19 protein-coding genes and 1 tRNA gene are annotated in these 19720 nt (G+C 42.0%); 14 read left to right on the top strand and 6 right to left on the bottom strand.

All coding sequences use genetic code 11. The features are described 5' to 3' along the window. Window positions 1–241 precede the first annotated feature (241 nt). Window positions 242–1429 (top strand): ammonium transporter, encoded by a 1188-nt coding sequence (locus tag J502_RS05195; RefSeq protein ID WP_005015913.1) that lies wholly within the window; start codon window positions 242–244, stop codon window positions 1427–1429. 46 nt (window positions 1430–1475) lie between these two features. Here the strand turns inward: J502_RS05195 and J502_RS05190 are convergent, their stop codons facing one another. Beyond that, complete coding sequence (locus J502_RS05190) at window positions 1476–2171, bottom strand: HAD family hydrolase (RefSeq protein WP_034683364.1); 696 nt, start codon at window positions 2169–2171, stop codon at window positions 1476–1478. 182 nt (window positions 2172–2353) lie between these two features. Here J502_RS05190 and J502_RS05185 point away from each other — a divergent pair, with 182 nt between their 5' ends. Beyond that, entirely contained in the window at window positions 2354–2926 is a 573-nt protein-coding gene (locus J502_RS05185) for a hypothetical protein (RefSeq protein ID WP_034683363.1), read from the top strand. A 118-nt stretch (window positions 2927–3044) separates the two neighbouring features. Here J502_RS05185 and J502_RS05180 read toward each other — a convergent pair whose 3' ends face one another. Beyond that, window positions 3045–4154 (bottom strand): porin, encoded by a 1110-nt coding sequence (locus J502_RS05180; RefSeq protein ID WP_034683362.1) that lies wholly within the window; start codon window positions 4152–4154, stop codon window positions 3045–3047. A gap of 346 nt (window positions 4155–4500) precedes the next feature. Between J502_RS05180 and J502_RS05175 the strand changes: the two genes are divergently transcribed. The 3 genes from J502_RS05175 to J502_RS05165 all read left to right on the top strand — a co-directional run bounded on the left by J502_RS05175 (window position 4501) and on the right by J502_RS05165 (window position 6524). After that, on the top strand, window positions 4501–5124 hold the full coding sequence (locus J502_RS05175) for a TetR/AcrR family transcriptional regulator (RefSeq protein WP_034683361.1): 624 nt from the start codon (window positions 4501–4503) through the stop codon (window positions 5122–5124). A 3-nt stretch (window positions 5125–5127) separates the two neighbouring features. Further along, window positions 5128–6105 carry a zinc-binding dehydrogenase gene (locus J502_RS05170; protein ID WP_034683360.1) on the top strand — a complete coding sequence of 326 codons (978 nt, stop codon included), beginning with the start codon at window positions 5128–5130 and terminating at the stop codon, window positions 6103–6105. 65 nt (window positions 6106–6170) lie between these two features. Further along, entirely contained in the window at window positions 6171–6524 is a 354-nt protein-coding gene (locus J502_RS05165; protein ID WP_034683359.1) for a DUF1304 domain-containing protein, read from the top strand. A gap of 162 nt (window positions 6525–6686) precedes the next feature. Here the strand turns inward: J502_RS05165 and J502_RS05160 are convergent, their stop codons facing one another. Further along, window positions 6687–7934 (bottom strand): MFS transporter, encoded by a 1248-nt coding sequence (locus tag J502_RS05160; protein WP_034683357.1) that lies wholly within the window; start codon window positions 7932–7934, stop codon window positions 6687–6689. Between the two features lie 152 nt (window positions 7935–8086). Here J502_RS05160 and J502_RS05155 point away from each other — a divergent pair, with 152 nt between their 5' ends. The 4 genes from J502_RS05155 to J502_RS05140 all read left to right on the top strand — a co-directional run bounded on the left by J502_RS05155 (window position 8087) and on the right by J502_RS05140 (window position 11138). Then, the gene (locus J502_RS05155) at window positions 8087–8722 is read left to right on the top strand and encodes a lysophospholipid acyltransferase family protein (protein WP_034683355.1); all 636 of its coding nucleotides are present in this window, start codon (window positions 8087–8089) and stop codon (window positions 8720–8722) included. Window positions 8723–8778: 56 nt separating this feature from the next. Further along, a complete protein-coding gene (locus J502_RS05150; RefSeq protein ID WP_155757373.1) occupies window positions 8779–9696 on the top strand; it encodes a patatin-like phospholipase family protein in 918 nt (305 codons plus the stop codon). A gap of 92 nt (window positions 9697–9788) precedes the next feature. Further along, window positions 9789–10244 carry an NfeD family protein gene (locus J502_RS05145; RefSeq protein ID WP_005015941.1) on the top strand — a complete coding sequence of 152 codons (456 nt, stop codon included), beginning with the start codon at window positions 9789–9791 and terminating at the stop codon, window positions 10242–10244. Between the two features lie 39 nt (window positions 10245–10283). Further along, window positions 10284–11138 (top strand): SPFH domain-containing protein, encoded by an 855-nt coding sequence (locus J502_RS05140; RefSeq protein WP_005015943.1) that lies wholly within the window; start codon window positions 10284–10286, stop codon window positions 11136–11138. Window positions 11139–11403: 265 nt separating this feature from the next. Here the strand turns inward: J502_RS05140 and J502_RS05135 are convergent, their stop codons facing one another. From J502_RS05135 to prpF, 3 genes are all read right to left on the bottom strand, one after another. Then, complete coding sequence (locus J502_RS05135; RefSeq protein ID WP_005406980.1) at window positions 11404–12312, bottom strand: polyprenyl synthetase family protein; 909 nt, start codon at window positions 12310–12312, stop codon at window positions 11404–11406. Window positions 12313–12338: 26 nt separating this feature from the next. Beyond that, on the bottom strand, window positions 12339–12680 hold the full coding sequence (locus tag J502_RS05130; protein ID WP_034429059.1) for a zinc ribbon domain-containing protein YjdM: 342 nt from the start codon (window positions 12678–12680) through the stop codon (window positions 12339–12341). Between the two features lie 192 nt (window positions 12681–12872). Beyond that, entirely contained in the window at window positions 12873–14060 is a 1188-nt protein-coding gene (gene prpF, locus J502_RS05125) for a 2-methylaconitate cis-trans isomerase PrpF (RefSeq protein WP_005015951.1), read from the bottom strand. Between the two features lie 332 nt (window positions 14061–14392). Here prpF and J502_RS05120 point away from each other — a divergent pair, with 332 nt between their 5' ends. From J502_RS05120 to J502_RS05100, 5 genes are all read left to right on the top strand, one after another. Next, entirely contained in the window at window positions 14393–15745 is a 1353-nt protein-coding gene (locus J502_RS05120) for an amino acid permease (protein ID WP_005406968.1), read from the top strand. 72 nt (window positions 15746–15817) lie between these two features. Next, window positions 15818–15890 (top strand) — tRNA-Arg (locus J502_RS05115). A 143-nt stretch (window positions 15891–16033) separates the two neighbouring features. Then, on the top strand, window positions 16034–17698 hold the full coding sequence (locus tag J502_RS05110; protein ID WP_034683352.1) for a phosphoethanolamine transferase: 1665 nt from the start codon (window positions 16034–16036) through the stop codon (window positions 17696–17698). A 3-nt stretch (window positions 17699–17701) separates the two neighbouring features. Further along, window positions 17702–18379 carry a response regulator transcription factor gene (locus J502_RS05105; protein WP_005015954.1) on the top strand — a complete coding sequence of 226 codons (678 nt, stop codon included), beginning with the start codon at window positions 17702–17704 and terminating at the stop codon, window positions 18377–18379. A gap of 20 nt (window positions 18380–18399) precedes the next feature. Further along, on the top strand, window positions 18400–19716 hold the full coding sequence (locus J502_RS05100) for an ATP-binding protein (RefSeq protein ID WP_005015955.1): 1317 nt from the start codon (window positions 18400–18402) through the stop codon (window positions 19714–19716). Window positions 19717–19720 lie beyond the last annotated feature (4 nt).

Genomic DNA, 19720 nt, shown 5'->3' with positions numbered 1-19720 from the left:
CTTATACCTATTAAAAATAATTTATATTTATTAATAAATTAAATCATAAATAGACTATATTTTTATGCCCCATCTTGACGCAAACCTATAATTTAAACCTAAGTAATTGCTTTATATCGAGTCTTGTTATTTCTTAGCAAAACTTAATCAATATTTTCTGTCTTCTTCTCTCTTTTACTTAAATTTGGCATGGTTATACTGACTGAGTTTTAGATCAGTTGCACCGAATTGGAACCTCATTATGCAGAATATGGATTTATTTTTTCTCCTTCTTGGTGCAATTCTGGTACTTGCCATGCATGCCGGATTTGCTTTTTTAGAATTGGGAACTGTACGTCATAAGAATCAGGTGAATGCCTTAAGTAAAATTCTGACAGACTTCTCGATTTCTGCCTTGGCTTATTTTTTTGTTGGTTATTATATTGCCTATGGTCATCATTTTTTTCACCTAGGTGCAACGCTGGCTGAAGATCATGGCTATAACCTGATGCGCTGTTTTTTTCTGCTGACTTTCGCGGCAGCCATACCTGCCATCATCTCTGGCGGTATTGCTGAACGTGCCAAAATGCGCTCTCAGGCAATTGCGACTCTAGTTCTGGTTGCCTTAATTTACCCGTTCTTTGAAGGTATGATCTGGAACGGGAATCTGGGCCTCCAGGACTGGCTCAAGTCCAGTTTTGGTGCAAGCTTTCATGACTTTGCCGGTTCAGTGGTAGTCCATGCGATGGGCGGCTGGATTGCCTTGGCAGCTGTAATCCTTTTAGGTGCGCGTCGTGGCCGCTATAAAAAAGATGGACGGATCAGTGCACATCCCCCTTCTTCAATTCCTTTTCTGGCGTTGGGTTCCTGGATTCTGATTGTGGGCTGGTTTGGTTTTAATGTTATGAGTGCCCAGCGTCTGGATGCTATCTCCGGTCTGGTGGCCATTAACTCCCTGATGGCCATGACAGGTGGAACGCTGGCTGCCAACTTTATAGGTAAAAATGACCCTGGTTTTTTGCATAACGGACCACTTGCCGGATTAGTGGCTATCTGTGCCGGGTCAGATATTGTTCATCCAGTAGGTGCCTTAATTATTGGAGCACTGGCAGGTATTATTTTTGTCAAGCTGTTTACTTATACCCAAAACCGTCTAAAGGTAGATGATGTACTCGGTGTGTGGCCATTACACGGCGTATGTGGCGCTTTTGGTGGAATAGCAGTGGGAATATTTGGACAGCAGATATTGGGTGGTCTGGGCGGTGTTTCATTCATTTCACAGTTATTCGGTACTTTGCTGGTAATTGTTATTGCACTGGGCGGTGGTTTTTTAGTCTATGGCGTACTTAAACTGACTGTGGGTATCCGATTAAGTCAGGAAGATGAGTTTGTTGGTGCAGACCTCTCTATCCATAAAATTTCTGCTAATTCGGATGATAGTATGTTTTAAAATTCTGCTCATATCTGGCGGCCATCCAGGCCGCTTTTTAGCTTTATTAACCAATAAATTGCCAGATTTTCTCAAGTTTTTTAATTCTGGGGCTTATTAACTGAGCGTCATATGGATCTACTTCATGAAAGCCTTCCATCCAGACCGGATGCATTCCTGCATTTTGCGCGCCCTGAATATCATTTATGGGATGGTCACCAATAAACAGACATTCTTCAGGCATAACATTCAGCCGCTGACATACATATTGAAAAATTTCTGGCTCCGGCTTTTTAGAACCTGCTAGCTCCGAACTGACAATCAGGTCAAAATAGTGAGCGATATTTAAACCCTCTATAATTTTGAGTCGTGTGTCATGACCGCCATTTGACACTATTGCCAGTTTAAAACCCTGCTGTTTTAGCTCTTGCAATACTTGTTCAGAGCCTTCCATCGGTACTGCATGCAGGCCAAACTGTTCAAACCAGAATGCCGTCAACTCATCAAAATCTACAGTATGATGCCATTCAAGTTCATGTTGTAATGCCTGTGCAACGGAAGCAGCAATACTCGGATGAGTTAGCAATTCCTTTTTGGGATAGCCGCCATTATCAATCCGGTTGATGATAGCTTTAATCTGCATTACATCCACCTCTCCCAGGTGCCATTGATAATATTGGGCCAAATAGTAACTATAAGCCTCTACACTCTGGTCACGGTGTGTCAGGGTATTATCCAGATCAAAAAGGATGGCTTGAATCATACATAATATTCATAACTTAAAATTTAGAAAATTAGAGTAGCCTAATTGAGAATCGGCGTTATACTAATTTGTGTTAAAAACATACAGCAATTGCAACTATAACAACCAGCTTGATCATGACAGGGCTATTAGTCATCACAATAATTTAAATCATTTATCTTTTGCCAAAAATGAGTTACATGATGAAAAAAAGAGCATTTGCCTTCAGTATTAGCTTAGCCGCAATATGGATGAGTTCAAGTTTTGCCGAACTTGTTTCCAAGACGACAGTTTCAGACTCAACTTTAAATATGCCCTTAGTTTATAACATGATGGCTGCATCAACTCCGCATCAAACTGCTGAAAGTTTTACTGCATCTACAGCTGAAACGGTTTCCCTTTCCCCCATGAACAGTGCAAAGCAGACCCTAAATGATAATATGCACGTGATGAATGGTCCTAATCGTACTGCTTTGGATAAACTTTGTCAGGGAAAAATAATGGGAGAGAAAATTACCAGTAACAGTTATCGTCTGTCTGGCACGTGCCGGCTCAGCTTCAAACCGAATAACCCTCGTGACTGGTCACGTCTGGAGCAGCATCAGTTCTACAATACAAGCGCTGATCCTACCAGCCGTTTGGGAACATATTCAAAATACCAACAGCTCTGTAAAGATAAAAAAGTAGGACAGTCAATTTATGTCATAGTGAACAGACAAAAAATTAAAGGGGTGTGTCAGGCTCAGTTTCAGCCTGATTTACCTCAACGCAATTAACCAGCTTTTTCACTTGATTTAGCAAACTGCTGCTCATACGCTTCATTCGACATTGTTAAAAAACCGGGCTCAACAGTGCGAACCATATTATTCATTGGCCCTGTTCATACATAGAATTTTAGAATTTATATTCAAGCCCTATACCCCCTAGAGGTTGTTTATTTTTACTTTCACCCTGCTCGAGCGTTAAATAACCCGCATAACCATAGGTTTTGACCTGTTTATTTAGGGCATAGTCCGCACCTACCATATACTGCTGTGCTTCGTAATCTGGTGTGGCATTCTTAAATGAGGTAGCATTCTGGCTATATTGTGCCTTTAGAATCCAGTCTTGGGCCTGAGGCAATTGATACTCTGCTCCGATCAGCCAGCCTTGTGCATCATCAATTGTCGCTGCACCGGTTGCATTTCCGGCTGCATCCGCCACTTTTGAACTCTGATAGAGTACTTTCAGATACAGAGGCTGGTTCAGATGAATCCGTCCCACTGCCCGAACGGTATTTGCTGCTGCGAATATACCGCTGCTTAAGGGTTCCGGCTCGGAAGCATTTAAAATACCTCGTCCAAGAAAATTACTTGGGATAGCTTTATCATAGGCAATGCCTGCATTAAACAGTTGATGGTCATAGATGATCGCTGTAGAGAACGCATCACCTAAACCACGCCCAGCTGTTTTAACACCGCCACTGGATTTTTTAATACCTGAAGCTTCTCCAGTTGCCAGTAGCGTATTTATTTTAAGATTTCCTTCCGCTACAGGAATAGCGGGTGATTCATAAACCAGCACATTGTCTACCCTGTTTTCACCAGTAAAAATACCGGCAACATCTGCCTTATTAGCCACATAATTATTAAAGCTGTCTACCACACCGGACAGCTGCTTAAGGGGTGTATCATGTTTGCCCAGCTTGAGCATGCCAAGTCTGATATCTTTTAAACCTATAAAGCGGTTACGCTGGTCAAAATCGGTGTTATCACCATCTGCATAAAAGGTCCATTCAGCAGCATAGATTGCACTTAAACGCTCGTTCAGTTTTTCCTCGCCCTTGATTCCAATAAAGCTACTATTACTATTAATTTCCCAAACGTCTTTATCAGAAACACCCGAACGATTATTTTCTGGAAGATAATCCAGACTTACATCGATTTCCCCGTAAATGACTGGTGCAGCGAAAGATGTGCTCGTAATCAGACTCAAGATTAGCCCCGTTAAAATTTTCATTTTCATGATTTACTCGTGATTGATTTGTAACGGATCTTAGCGAGCCCTGTGATTGAATAAAATCAATTATTTTTTATTTAAAAATCTGATTTTATTATTTATTTTTTTATTACAAGCTTAGTTGTCTGCTCAAGGAAGGTATAGTTGTACCTGATACCTTTTCACTCCGCATGAGGTCCATTAAGTTAAATCAACTGCTGATAGGATCTGAATATAGAAAACAACTGAATGAGTGGTATCACAGGTAGACACTGGCTGCATATAGTTATTTATTAAGATGCTTCAATATAGAACACTAGAATAATCTATTATTTAGTAGACGACTGGTCTATTAGTAATTTATAGTAAAAGTATGAAACGATCAGATAAAAGTGAAGCAACGCGCCAACATATTTTAAGCAGTAGTTTTGAATTGGTACTGCATAAAGGTTTTGTTGGAGTGGGCTTACAGGAAATTCTCAAGAATTGCGATGTGCCTAAAGGCTCATTCTATTATTACTTTGCTTCAAAAGAGGCTTTCGGCTGCGCACTTCTACAACAGTATCTGGCTGATTACAAGGTCAAGATTGACCAGTTGATGCAGCAAGAAGGCGGAAGCGCTTACCTACGTCTTCTGGCACTTTGGAAAGCATGGATTAACCCTCCTGCTCATATTGAAGAAAGCATTCATGGCAGAGGCTGGGCAGAAAACTGTCTGATCGTCAAGTTAGCAGCAGAAGTTTCAGATTTATCTGAAGATATGCGTCAAATTTTGAACTTTGGCGTGCATAAGTTAACACAACGTATTATGAGTCTACTTAAAGAAGGACAACAAGACGGTTCAATTCCCTTACATATTGAACCTGAAAAACTGGCGCAAACAATGTATCAACTATGGTTGGGTGCAGCTTTATTGGCAAAACTTGCACAAGATAAGCAACCACTCTATCTCGCCTTGGAAACCACCCAACAATTATTAAAACCTTTAAAGGAATAGCAAATGCAAAGTATTATTCATCATCAGTTTGGCGAACCCGTTGAGGTTTTGGAAACTGCCGATATGCCACAACCCGAGCCGAAAGCTGGCGAAGTACGTATTAAAACAATTTTATCTCCAATGCATAACCATGATATATGGACTGTGCGTGGCAGTTATGGCTATAAGCCCACACTTCCCGCAATTGGTGGTAGTGAAGCTGTAGGGATAATCGACGCACTGGGTGAAGGTGTGCAAGGTGTAACAGTGGGTCAGCGTGTGGCAGTTGCTGGAGTTCATGGTAGTTGGGCGGAATATTTTATTGCGCCAGTGCAGGGTCTCGTCCCTTTAATTGATGCAATTGATGACGAAACTGCGGCTCAGTTAATTGGGATGCCAATCAGCGCATTAATGCTCTTAGACTTTATCAACCTGCCTGCAGATTCATGGCTAATTCAAAATACTGCAAATGGTGCGGTGGGTAAAACTGTGGCTATGATCGCAAAAGCGCGTGGTCAGAAGGTAATTCATCTGGTTCGTCGGCACGAAGCAGTCACTGAAATGCAAGCCTTGGGTATCGAGAATGTAGTTGCAACAGACCAGGCAGATTGGAAAAATCAGGTGAAAGCCATTCATGCTGATCAGCCTCTTATGGCCGGTGTAGACTCAATTGGTGGTCAAGCCAGTGGGGAAATGCTAGCTTTACTGAGCGACAATAGCCTATTAGTTTCATTTGGCAGTATGACAGGTGAAACCATGCAGATTTCCTCAGGAGATCTGATTTTTAAACAGGCCACTGTCAAAGGCTTTTGGGCAAGCGTCGTAAACAAGCAGTTATCTGCTGAACGCAAAAAGGCGCTAATTACAGAATTATTGACGCTTGCAGCGCAAAAAAAATTACTACTTCCTGTTGAAGGTATATTCAGCTTTGCACAAATTAGAGAAGCTGCACTGAAAGCCACTCAAGGTGCACGTCAGGGCAAAGTACTTCTTAAACCGTAATTTTTTATCCCAGATCAGCTACGAGGCTGATCTGGCGTTATTCATCAATAATAAGGATAAAGTGTATGATCGGACAAATTCTGGTCGTTTTGATTGCACTGCTACATCTCTATATTTTAGTTTTAGAAATGTTTTTATGGGATAAGCCCTCTGGTTTAAAAGCATTTGGTAATACTCTTGAAAAAGCACGGTTGACTAAAGTCATGGCGCAAAATCAAGGCTTATACAATGGTTTCTTGGCAGCTGGCCTGCTCTGGTCATTGTATGCACCTGAGAGCTATGCACTGGCACTCGCCAATTTCTTCTTAGGCTGCGTCCTGGTTGCAGGAATATACGGTGGGCTGACCGCAAGTAAGAAAATTATATATATTCAGGCACTACCTGCCCTTGTTGCCTTGATTGCAGTGAATTTTTTCTAAATTTATTAAATAATAGAAATTATTTTTAAGGCAAAATAAAAATATTTAATTTTCACACACCACCCTAAATTTGATTTATATAACTTTTATTGTTTAAAGTTCTTATGAAAACAAAACCATATACTTTTTTCTATCACCTGAATACAGCAAAACAAATAGTCCTTATACATCCGAAGGATGCTGGCTGACTTTTGTCCAGAGCCAAATTGGATACATACACAATATTGAAATGCCTATAATAATATTCAGATAATAGGCATAACCTAGCCAGTCTCCGGCGATACCACTTAACGTGTACAGTAGCCCACTGATTGTTGCCATAAGGGCAACCTGAAAAGTGAAATCGGTACCGGCATGTTGTTTTCTTGAATATTGCATTACCAGTGTGAGCATGACAACCAGTAACATGGCAGAAATCATGTCTTCAGCTGCATTAATGCAATAGATTAACCAGTGACCTACCCTATACCGCTGTTCATAACAATAAGCCAGCCAGGCGTATGCAATTAAACTTAGAACCTTGAAAAAAGAAAACAGAAATAAAGCCTGCGTACGACGCATCCATCTTAATAGCATACCAGCTAATACTGCTCCGAAAAGTGCTGCAACAGCACCTAATATTGTGATGTAAATACCAATCTGTGAAAGGCTGAGTCCCAGATCGACCATCAGTGGTTTTAACAGCGGTCCGGATAGTCCATCTGCTACTTTAAAAGTGACTAACACGCCTAACCAGGATTTTAAAATCCGGTTATTCAGGAAATAGTTAAAATACTGTCTGATGCTTTGCTTGCAGGATATTTTTTCGTAAAAGACCGATACTTCTTTTGCGGGCTCTTTAAATAAAACAATGGGCAGCGTATTTAAAAGAACCAAAGCTGCCAGTACTAAAAATGTAGGTTGCCAGCTTAACCATTCCAATGCCCAGAGCAAAGCTCCGCCCCCTACTATAAAGCCCAAACGTGAGCCAATGACCTGAAAAGTGTTACCCCAATGCTGTTGTTTGAGGGTAAGCAAATGAACAGCCAGTCCATCTGTAGCTATATCTTGGGTGGCACCTGCCAGATTTAGCAGCATTAAGGCAGCAAAAAAAGTGAGTAAAAAAACGGGCTGGTCGAGTGCCTGAATCGGCAAGAATGACAGGGCAATTAATATTAAAACACTGCATAACTGTGTAGGGATAATCCAGCTACAATAATGTCCAAACCGTTGAGTACCATAACGGTCAATCCAGGGTGCCCACAGAATTTTGATTGACCACGGCAGCATTAATAGGCCAAAGCCGCCAATATGTGCCAATGATACTCCTTGCATACGAAGAATGACAGGTAAGGCATGTGTCATAAAACCAACAGGTAGGCCTTGCGCCCAGTACAACGAAAACAGCAGCAGATAAAGATGCCGGGACATTTACTTTACTCGGTTATTCAGGATTATTTTTATGCTGCTCACACTGTCCATGATGCTCATTCCCATAAACCAAGCTTCAGATATTTTGCCAATGTATCAGCTGTGACATCGGATTAAGATTTAAAATACGCCACTACTTAAAAAACCAAAGCATGTTACAACATTTTCCCCGTCTACCCAATCTGGTTCCCTCACGCGGTACAGCAGCTACTCGGCTTTTATGCCAGAAACTGTTTCTGGCACAGGGCTGGACTTTTGAAGGTGAATTTCCCAATCTGCCTAAAGCTGTTGCAGTGGTATCACCCCACACTTCCAACATTGACGGCTGGTACGGATTTTTGGTGATCGGGGCACTGGGATTAAAAGTAAACGTGTTTGGAAAAGATAGCCTGTTCAGATTCCCTTTTAAGTCTTTACTCAAATGGATAGGTATTATTCCAGTCAAGCGTAACAGCACCAATGGTCTGACTGAACAGGCAGTAGAAAAAATCCACTCTACTGACAAAATCTGGATTGCCCTCGCCCCAGAAGGCACCCGAAAACGTGCCGAGAAAATCAAAAGCGGTTTTTACTGGATCGCTTATCAGGCAAATATTCCAATAGTCATGTTTTCTTTCGACTACAAGCATAAAAAAGTTTATTGCCTAGGCATCATGCAGCCTACAGGCAACTATGAAGCAGATCTGGAGTATATCCTGAAACAATATCAGGGGAAATTCTTTCCCAAAAAACCAGAGTGGCTGGCCCTACCCTTACAAAAACTGCTGGAAAATGCTGGCAAAAATTAAGCAAATCTGCTGTGATGGACATATCTTTTCTGATCCAAGTCACTACTAAACTAAAGATGAAATTTGCACAGCTTACTTTTGCAGGAATACTGGCACTAGCTCTTGCTGGATGTGACAAGACCGCCCAGACTCCACCGGTTACAACACAATTAAAGGCTCGTGAGCCTGTCATTGCCTTAGCACTTGGTGGTGGTGGTGCTAAAGGTTTTGCTCATATCGGTGTAATTAAAGTACTCGAATCTCACGGTATTAAACCTAGAATTGTTACAGGCACCAGTGCCGGTAGCTTTGTCGGTAGTATTTATGCCAGTGGTAAAACCCCGTATCAGTTACAGCAGCTGGCACTACAGCTTAAAGAGGCTGATATCCGTGATTTAACCCTTAATAGCCAGGGTATTATTTTAGGCCAAAAATTGCAGAACTATGTGAATACTCAGGTCAGCAATAAACCAATTGAAAAGTTTCCAATCCGCTTTGCTGCAGTCGCAACACGTCTTGATAATGGTCAAAAAGCAGACTTCATTAAAGGGAATGCGGGACAGGCTGTACGGGCCTCATGCAGTATCCCGAATGTATTCGTGCCGGCAACTATTGGTAAAACCAAATATATTGATGGTGGACTGGTGAGCCCGATTCCGGTAAAAACTGCCAGAGATATGGGAGCGGATATTGTTATTGCGGTTGATATTTCAGCCAGACCAGATGCCAGCCGCCCGGTAAATATGTGGGGTTTACTGGACCAGACCATTAATATCATGGGCCAGCAAAGCATTAATGAAGAACTTGCACAGGCTAATGTGGTCATCCAACCTAAAGTCGGGCACTTAGGCGTACTTGACTTAAAAGCCAGCAATGAATCTATTTTAGAAGGTGAGAAAGCGGCGCAGCTTAAGATACGGGCTATTCAAGGTGCGATTCAGCAATTTAAGAAGTCACCTGCGGCCTTTAAGCCAGCCCCACGCCCAAAATTCTGAACAGCTGAAAATTTTTAAATTTTCATTGAGTTATTGATCTGTTACAGTGAAGACTCATCTTTTTGCTGTAACTTTAATCACCGGACAAAATTATGGAATTTGTAATTGAACCTTGGCACTGGTTTGTACTCGGCATTTTACTGATTCTGTCCGAGTTAATTCTTCCTGCCTTTGCCGCATTATGGTTTGGTATTGCTGCAATCATGGTCTGTATTTTGTTTTGGCTTTTTCCAATGATGAGCCTGACCACTCAGATCGTGATGTGGATTGTCCTGTCGATTCTATGTACCCTGCTCTGGTTCAAGTTTATCAAGCCTCTGTCTATCGATAAAACCAAGGCCGGGCTCTCAAGGGAGGCCACTATCGGCCAGATAGGCATGGTTATTCAGACCGGTATGGAACATGGCCAGATTAAAGTCCGTTTTCCCATGCCGTTACTAGGGTCGGATGAATGGAACTGCCGTACGCAAGATATTGTTCAAGTCGGTGATCGGGTACAAGTGACGGATATATCAGGAAATAACCTGGTCGTGCAGCGACATGGTTAACTGCACGTTACTATCATGAAAATATAAAGAGAAGCCATCATGTCAGTCAGCACCATTATTGTTTTAGTCTTTTTACTCTTTGTAGGCGTAACTATTTTTAAAGGGGTGCGTATTGTTCCTCAAGGTTATAAGTGGATTGTTCAACGTCTGGGTAAATACCATACTACTTTGAATCCGGGCCTGAGTTTTGTGATTCCCTACGTCGATGAAGTCGCCTATAAAGTGACCACCAAAGATATTGTTCTGGATATTCCTTCACAAGAAGTGATCACCCGAGATAATGCTGTACTGCTGATGAATGCAGTAGCTTATATCAATCTGACTACACCAGAAAAAGCCGTCTATGGTATTGAAAACTATAGTTGGGCGATTCAGAATCTGGTACAGACTTCTTTACGTTCAATTGTTGGTGAAATGGATCTGGATGATGCACTTTCTTCACGTGATCATATCAAGGCCAAACTTAAAGCAGCCATTTCCGATGATATTTCAGATTGGGGTATCACTTTAAAAACTGTAGAAATCCAAGATATTCAGCCTTCTGCAACCATGCAGGCTGCAATGGAAGCGCAGGCAGCAGCTGAACGTCAGCGCCGTGCAACCGTAACGCGTGCTGATGGTGAAAAACAGGCTGCCATTTTAGAAGCTGATGGTCGTCTGGAGGCATCTCGCCGTGATGCAGAGGCACAGGTCGTATTGGCCGAAGCTTCACAAAAAGCTATTGATATGGTCACCTCAGCAGTAGGTGATAAGGAAATACCGGTAGCTTATTTGCTCGGTGAACAATATGTAAAAGCCATGCAGGATATGGCAAAATCCAATAATGCTAAAACGGTGGTTCTACCGGCTGATGTACTCAATACCATCCGCGGAATTATGGGTCGTCATAACTAATCTTGACTGATTTTATTAAAACAGGCGGCTTGCTTAATAGCCGCCTGTTCTTATTTTATTAATATTAAATAGAGTTTAATAACAAATAATGGAAGTAAAACTTGAGTCTCGGCAGAAAGACTTTGAGCAAAACACCCATAAATTACTCAATAGAAACTGCTTTAAACAGACTGATAGTTAGAAAAAATAGTTTTATGAGCGCATTTTTTATATAAAAAGGAGCTTAACATGCTCCTTTTTCATTACAGGGTTTTATTGGCCAGATCTAGCTTTTACGTGAAAGCAAAAATTGGGATATTGTATTGAGCTCTTCAGCAGCCTCTCCAAAATATTCAAGCGCACTAAAAGCCTGATCATGGAGTTGCTTGGCATAAAGCTGTGCCTGTTCAAGCCCCATCAAAGCAGGATAAGTTGACTTTTCGACCTGCTCATCTTTACCGGCCGTTTTACCCAGTACTTCTGTTTCAGACACAATATCCAGAATATCATCCTGTACCTGAAATGCCAGACCAATTGCCTGTCCATACTGGCGAAGTTGGGGAATAGCCTGATCCGTACCCTTAAATATAGTCACCGCAGCCATCATGATCGCTGCCTGAATCAATGCGCCTGTCTTATTGCAGTGAATATTTTCCAGCTGGCTTTGGTCTACCTGCTTGCCTTCAGCCTGTAAATCCATCACCTGGCCACAAACCATTTTTGAGCTTGCAGTAGCCAATATCTGCATCTGTCTTAATACAACTGCCTGGTCTACCGCCACGCCTTGATCAAACAGGCGGCTACCCAGAACTTCAAATGCCATTGACTGTAATATATCACCAGCCAGTAATGCAGTGTCTTCACCAAAAGCAACATGACAGGTAGGCTGACCGCGGCGCAGCAGATCATTATCCATACATGGCAAATCATCATGTGCCAGCGAATAGCAATGGATCATTTCGATCGCGACCGCAGCACGGCGCACAGCTGCAAAATTGGAGTTGGGCTGCAGGGCCGCTGTTGCATAACAGAGTGCAGGACGGACCCGTTTACCTCCGAGCATGACTGCATGATATACCGCACTTTTTAAAGGCTCTGGTAAGGAAAATGCCTCCAGCGCACTGAGCAGGTCCTGCTGGATACGTTCTTGCGCCTGTTTTAATATCTCTGCTTTAACTGCGGGTATTGCTGACACAAATAGCCTCAATATCTTCTGTTCGGTTAGACTTTTTTAACAAATTCGGATTTAAGTTTCATGGCTCCAATTCCATCAATCTTACAATCAATATTATGATCACTATGCTCAATCAGGCGAATATTTTTAACTTTTGTACCTATTTTTACGACCTGTGAGGAACCTTTAATTTTCAGGTCTTTGATCACACTGACCGTATCCCCATCCTGAAGCAGATTACCTACCGCATCCTTAACTGTAAAAGTTTCGGTCTCTATCATGTTGGATGCTGGCCACTCGTGCGCACATTCAGGACAGATATAAAGTTCCTGGTCTTGATAGGTAAATTCAGAGTGACACTGTGGACACGCAGGAAGTTGGTCAGTCATGAGGTTATCCTTATCAAAAGTAAGAGCATCATACTGCTTTCCGCCTGTTTTCTCTATGGCTCAGTTCGAAAGTATTATAGCACCCCCTATTTTAGGGAGAAAATCACATTGGCTCTTTATAATCAAAAGAGGAAATATAAAAAATACCAGCCTGACTTTGAAGACTGGTATTTTTTAATTTAATGTCTTTGGTTAAAAACAGTCGCCCGGTACACGAACCCAGCCTTCCATCAGCACACGGGCACTCCGGCTCATAATGGCTTTCCTGACAGTCCATGTTCCCTGCTGCTGTTCAGCTTGTGCGCCCACACGTAAGGTCCCGGAAGGATGTCCGAAACGGACGACTTCACGCTCTCCCCCACCAGCAGCGAGATTTACCACAGTGCCTGGGACTGCCGCCGCTGTTGCTATAGCAACTGCAGCAGTACCCATCATAGCATGGTGTAGTTTACCCATCGACATCGCACGGACCAGCAGGTCAATATCTTCCTGCTTGACCTGCTTTCCACTGGAGGCCATATAAGTAAGCGGGGGCGCCACAAAAGCAATTTTCGGCGTATGCTGACGGGAGGCTGCCTCAGCTATATCCTGTATCAGTCCCATTTTAAGAGCACCAAAGGCACGAATAGTTTCCAGACGTGCTAGCGCTAAAGGGTCAGTATTAATCTGTTCTTGTAACTCCGTGCCGGTATACCCTAAATCTGCTGCATTTAAAAAAATAGTGGGGATGCCTGCATTAATAAATGTAGCCTGAAAACTGCCTTCTCCAGGAACCTCGAACATATCGATGACATTGCCGGTAGGAAACATACTGCCCCCCTCACCATCATCATCGGAAGGATCTAAAAACTCAATTTGAACTTCGGCTGCCGGAAAGGTCACACCGTCCAGCTCGAAATCTCCAGTTTCCTGAACCTGCCCTTGCGTTACAGGTACATGTGCAACAATTGTTTTACCAATATTGACCTGCCAGATTTTTACGGTACATATACCATTTTCAGGAATACGATTAGCATCGACCAGTCCGTTACTAATAGCAAAAGACCCAACTGCTGCGGTCAAATTGCCACAGTTACCACTCCAGTCAACGACAGGCTGGTCAATTGAGACCTGTCCAAACAGATAGTCGACATCATGTTCTGCGCGGGTACTTTTAGACAGGATCACCGTTTTACTGGTGCTTGAGGTCGCTCCACCCATCCCATCAATCTGTTTGGTATAAGGGTCTGGACTGCCGATCACACGCAGTAAAAAATGATCACGCGCCTGACCTGCTTCGCGAGCCTTTTCAGGTAAATCATCAAGTTTAAAAAATACACCTTTACTGGTTCCGCCACGCATATAGGTAGCGGCGACTTTAATTTGTGGTACTGAACTCATTGCTGTTTTAATTCCTGTCATTCTTTATGATTATTGCTGGGCAAATGTGGGCTATCCAATCCCGGTTCATATTAAAGCTTTTTTAAACTGCTGTGCAGGCTATTCCTGTTCGAGTCTGAAACCGGCAGAATTATTTTATAGACTAGTCAGACTAAATTTAAATACTCAACCATCCCAATTCTATAAATAACAGCCTTACCTCTCTCTAAGTTATTTATTTTTATTAAATTTATAAAAGAGCTTAAGATTCAGCAGCAAGCAATTAGTCTGACTAGGCTAATAAGTTGCAATACATTACAATACTTGACTTAGTCATCGTCGAGCTGAGCACTTTGAACAATAATACATCGCAACTTCAGCGTGGCTTAAAAAACCGTCATATCCAGCTTATTGCCATGGGTGGAGCTATTGGTACCGGTCTGTTTTTAGGTTCTGCGCAGGTTATACAGTCTGCTGGTCCATCCATTATTTTAGGTTATGCGATCGGTGGATTAATTGCTTTTTTAATTATGCGCCAACTAGGTGAAATGATTGTACATGAGCCGGTTGCTGGCTCTTTTAGTCATTTTGCGCATAAATACTGGGGTAACTTTCCGGGCTTCTTGGCAGGCTGGAACTACTGGATTCTTTATATTTTAGTTGCAATGACAGAGCTGACTGCCGTTGCCAAATATATCAATTACTGGTGGCCGCATATTCCTGCGTGGGCTTCGGTACTCTTCTTTTTTGTAATCATTACTTTAGTTAACTTGGGTAATGTCAAGTTTTATGGTGAATCAGAATTCTGGCTATCCATTATCAAGGTGGCAGCAGTCATTTCCATGATTGTGTTTGGCCTTTATCTGATCTTTACTGCAGATGCCAGTTCTGGTGCATCTTTTAGCAATCTGTGGAGTCATGGCGGCTTTTTCCCGAATGGTTTTGACGGCCTGTTTTATATGCTGGCTTTCCTGATGTTTGCTTTTGGCGGGATTGAACTGATCGGAATGGCAGCTGCAGAAGCAGAAAACCCGGAAAAAACTATTCCTAAGGCTATTAACCAGGTAGTTTTCCGAATTTTACTGTTTTATGTAGGTTCACTCACCATCTTACTGTCACTGGTACCATGGAACCAGCTGGAACTCGGTGGTCTGGATAAAAGTCCATTTGTAATGATTTTTAGCCAGTTAGGTATTGGCTGGGCAGCTCATCTGCTGAATTTTATTATTCTGACTGCAGCCCTGTCAGTTTATAACAGCGGTATGTACGCCAATAGCCGTATGCTGTATGGTCTGGCTCAGCAAGGTAATGCGCCAAAAATATTCTTGAAGGTTAATAAGCAAGGTGTACCGATTCCTGCTGTGCTTTTCTCTGCACTTCTGATTTTCGGTTGCGTATTACTAAACTATCTGATTCCAGAAGATGCATTAGGTCATCTGATGTATGTGGTAGTAGGAGCTTTAGTACTGAACTGGGCCATGATCACGTTAACCCACTTAAAGTTCAAAGACTATATTCAGAAAAATGGAATTTTATCCAAATTTCCGGCACTGTTTTCACCTCTGAGCAACTATATCGTTTTAGTATTTATTGCTGTTGTACTCTACATTATGTGGACACAAGGCTTTAAAGAGTCGGTGCTGATGCTACCAATCTGGGTGGTTCTCATGCTAGTGCTTTATAAAATACTTAAACCTCGTGCGTAAAGTCCATAAAATTCTATTTTGAAAAAGTTATTGTTGAGACAGTAACTTTTTCATTTATAATAAGTCTTCTTTGTGCCTTTAGCTTAACTGGATAGAGCAGTTGCCTCCTAAGCGACCGACGTGGGTTCGAGTCCCGCAGGGCACACATCCTTTTAAATCAGTATACATCTCTTTAATGATTGCAAAGTCTTTTGCATATTTTGTCTCTCCTCTTCCCTGATTTAAGTATCATTTAAGTTTCAGCTTTTACATTAAAATTCCATACAAGCTGAAAGTATCAATGCCTTTATGATATTCAGACAACTCCAGAACAAGATTCCGCCTATTTCACTTAATATCTTCAATTTAATCCTGGCTATATGGTTTGGCATTGCCCTGAATCTTTCTTTTTATATGAAGATAATTCAGCTCACACCTTACCAGGGAATCAAGGCATGGTTATTTTTAATGGCAACAGTCATTGTAGTGGTGAGTATCTACAACCTGATTTTTCAGTTGCTGCAGTGGAAATGGAATATTCGATTCTTTGCTGTCGTCTTCATTCTTTTAGGCGGTTTTTCAGCTTATTTTGTTAACAGTCTGGGCATAGGTATATCAGCTGACCAAATTCAGAATGCATTACAAACCGATCAGCACGAAGTACTGGATCTGCTCTCTTGGCAATTTGTTTTGTGGAGTCTTGGCTTTGTCTTGCTGCCTTTATCATTGCTAGGCTTAGTCAAAATAAAAACTGAAGGTTTATCTAAAGTTTTTATTTCTAAAATGCTCAGTGCGCTGATTTCACTGGTTCTGGCCGGCCTGATGCTATTTATCTTCTATATTGATTATGCAGCTATCTTTCGTGAACATCGTGATCTAAAAGGTATGATCAGCCCACAAAATGTAATCGCATCTAGCATTTCGTATTATAAAAAGAAAGCGCTAAGACAGAATTTGCCGCTTATTAAATATGGAGAAGATGCACATTTAATTTTACCAGTATCAGATTCAAAAAAACCCCAGCTTATGGTTCTGGTAGTAGGTGAAACTGCCCGTGCTGAGAGTTTTGCTTTAAACGGATATACCAGAGCGACCAATCCAGAACTATCTAAACTGGATATTATAAATTTCAGTCAGGTCAATTCTTGTGGAACAGCCACAGCAGTTTCAGTTCCCTGCATGTTTTCCGGTATGCCGCGTCAGCAGTATGATGAACAGCTCGCATCACACCGGGAAGGCTTGCTAGATATTGCCCAGCGTGCGGGCTACAAAGTAACCTGGGTAGATAATAACTCAGGCTGTAAAGGCGTCTGCAACCGCATAGAACAATATGAATTCAATAAATCTCTTAAACAGAAGTGGTGTATAGAGGGAGAATGTCATGATGAAATCTTGCCTGAGGCACTCCAGGCTTATCTGGCCAGTATTCCAGAGACCGATAAGGCACCACGCCTGATTGTTCTGCATCAGGCAGGTAGTCATGGCCCGGCTTATTTTAAGCGCTCAACAGCAGCATACCAGCCGTTCCAACCGACATGTAATACCAATGCTATTCAGGGTTGTAGTGCCGAGTCTTTAATTAATAGCTACGATAATTCAATAGTTTACACCGATCATGTGCTTGCCGAGCTTATACAAACCTTAGAAGGAAACCAACACTATCAGAGCGCGCTATGGTATTTGTCGGATCATGGTGAATCTACTGGAGAGCATGGTTTATATTTACATGGTTCGCCTTATGCCATTGCACCCAGCCAGCAAACCCATATTCCAATGTTAATGTGGTTTTCAGAGAGCTGGAAACAGCAGCACCCTGTGCAGTTCGCCTGTCTGGCCAACCAGAAACAGCAAAATCTGAGCCAGGATAATTTATTTCCTACCCTGCTCAGTCTGCTCAACATTAAGAGTGCAGTGATACAGCCACAGCATGATATGCTGCAACAATGCCATCATCTATCGGGCCTGAGGATATAAAAAATGAATAAAATCCTGATTATTGAAGATGATTTTATGATTGCCGAATCCACCATTACACTGCTGCAATATCAGCAGTTCGCAGTGCAATGGGTAAATAACGGTATTGATGGCCTAAAACTGCTTAAAACACAGGAATTTGATATTGTCCTGCTAGATCTGGGCCTCCCTCTTATGGATGGAATGCAGGTCCTCAAGCAGATCCGGCAGCAAAAACCGGCTCTTCCAGTTTTAATTATTTCTGCACGCGACCAGCTACACAACCGGGTAGATGGCTTGAATCAAGGTGCAGATGATTATCTGGTTAAGCCTTATGAATTTGATGAATTACTGGCACGTATACAGGCTCTATTACGTCGCAGCACTATAACCAGCATTCAGACCGAAACCGTACAGATACTACAACATGGCGACCTGATACTTGATCTGGAACAGCATTCTGCCCTGTTTAAAAATGAACATATTGACTTGTCCAAGCGTGAATGGGCTATCCTTATTCCCTTGATGAGTTATCCCTATAAAATTTTTTCCAGAAGCAGTCTGGAAGATAAGCTCTACGATATAGATTCTGAAATCAACAGCAATACCATTGAGGTCTATATACACCATTTACGCACCAAGCTCGGCAAGGACTTTATCCGGACTATTCGTGGTTTAGGTTACCGTCTGGGTCAGGCCTAAGCTTAAACAGCGAAGTTTTTATGTCATCAAATTACTCCTTAAAAAAACGGCTCATACTCTATATTTCATTCTTTAGTATCAGTCTGGGCTGTGTACTGGTCTTTTCAGCTTATCGTATTGCGCTTGAAGAAATTAATGAAATTCTGGATGCCCAGATGCAGAATCTGGCTGAACGTATTGCCACTCATGGTCCAGAGCAGATCCAAAGCCAGTTTGATGAACATCAGCGCTACCATGAAGAAGATTTATTTGTAGATGTATGGGCATATACTGATCAAGATCATCAAAGCCAGTCAAAGCGGCTGGTTGCACCGGTAGAAAAAGCCGGTTTTTATACACACCAGACTGCAAGTGATATCTGGCGGACTTATGTGCTCCCACTTGAGCATGACCAGATACAGGTTAGCCAGCAGCTTTCTGTCCGCCGGCATCTGGCACTAGAACTTGCGGGCAATATGTTTATTCCCTACTTGCTGTTTATGCCCTTGGTGCTCTGGGGATTAGGCTGGATCATCAGCCACAATCTTAAACCTTTAGACGAATTTAAAGAAGAAATTGCAAAGCGTGAGCCACATGAATTAGAACCGGTTCAAATATTTAAATATCCTCAAGAAATTGTACCAGTCCTTAATGAAATCAACTCTCTATTTAGCCGAATTCAATATTCACAGCAAGAGCAGCGGCAATTTATAGCAAATGCAGCTCATGAGTTAAGAACACCGATTACTGCATTAAATTTGCAAATACAGATTCTGTTACAAGAGTTTCCTGACCATCCTGCTTTAAAGAACCTCAATAAAGGTTTAATGCGTGTCCAGCATCTGGTCAGTCAATTACTTAGCCTGGCTCAACAGGATGCAAATATTTTAGAAACTGAGCATGGTGTGCAGGTCAGAGTGAGCGATATCGCTACAAATTGTGTAGAGGAACTCATCCAGCTGGCAATACAAAAGAATATCGATCTGGGCATGGAGCAGCAGGATCCGGTGAGTATCTTGTCGGAACCCGCTATCATACACTCAATCATTTTTAATCTGATTGATAACGCCATTAAATACACGCCAGAGAATGGTGTAATTAATGTTTCCGTATATGCCAGAGAAAATGGAGCACTGATACAGATAGAAGACAGTGGACCAGGTATTGACCCTATGCTATACGAAAAGGTGCTTCAGCGTTTTTACCGTGTTTATCAGCATACAGAAATTGGGAGTGGCTTAGGTCTGTCCATTGTTCATAAGGCAACCCAACGTTTAAAGGGACGGCTTAGTTTTACACACAGCCAGACATTAGGTGGCTTACAGGTCAATATATTTTTACCAGATAATATTCTTTAAAAAC

It is taken from the genome of Acinetobacter sp. 1294596 (genome assembly GCF_000582925.1).
GTDB classification, from domain to species: Bacteria; Pseudomonadota; Gammaproteobacteria; order Pseudomonadales; family Moraxellaceae; genus Acinetobacter; species Acinetobacter radioresistens.
Note: the sequence above shows the minus strand (reverse complement) of the source record. Positions and strands in the feature narration are given on the sequence as shown.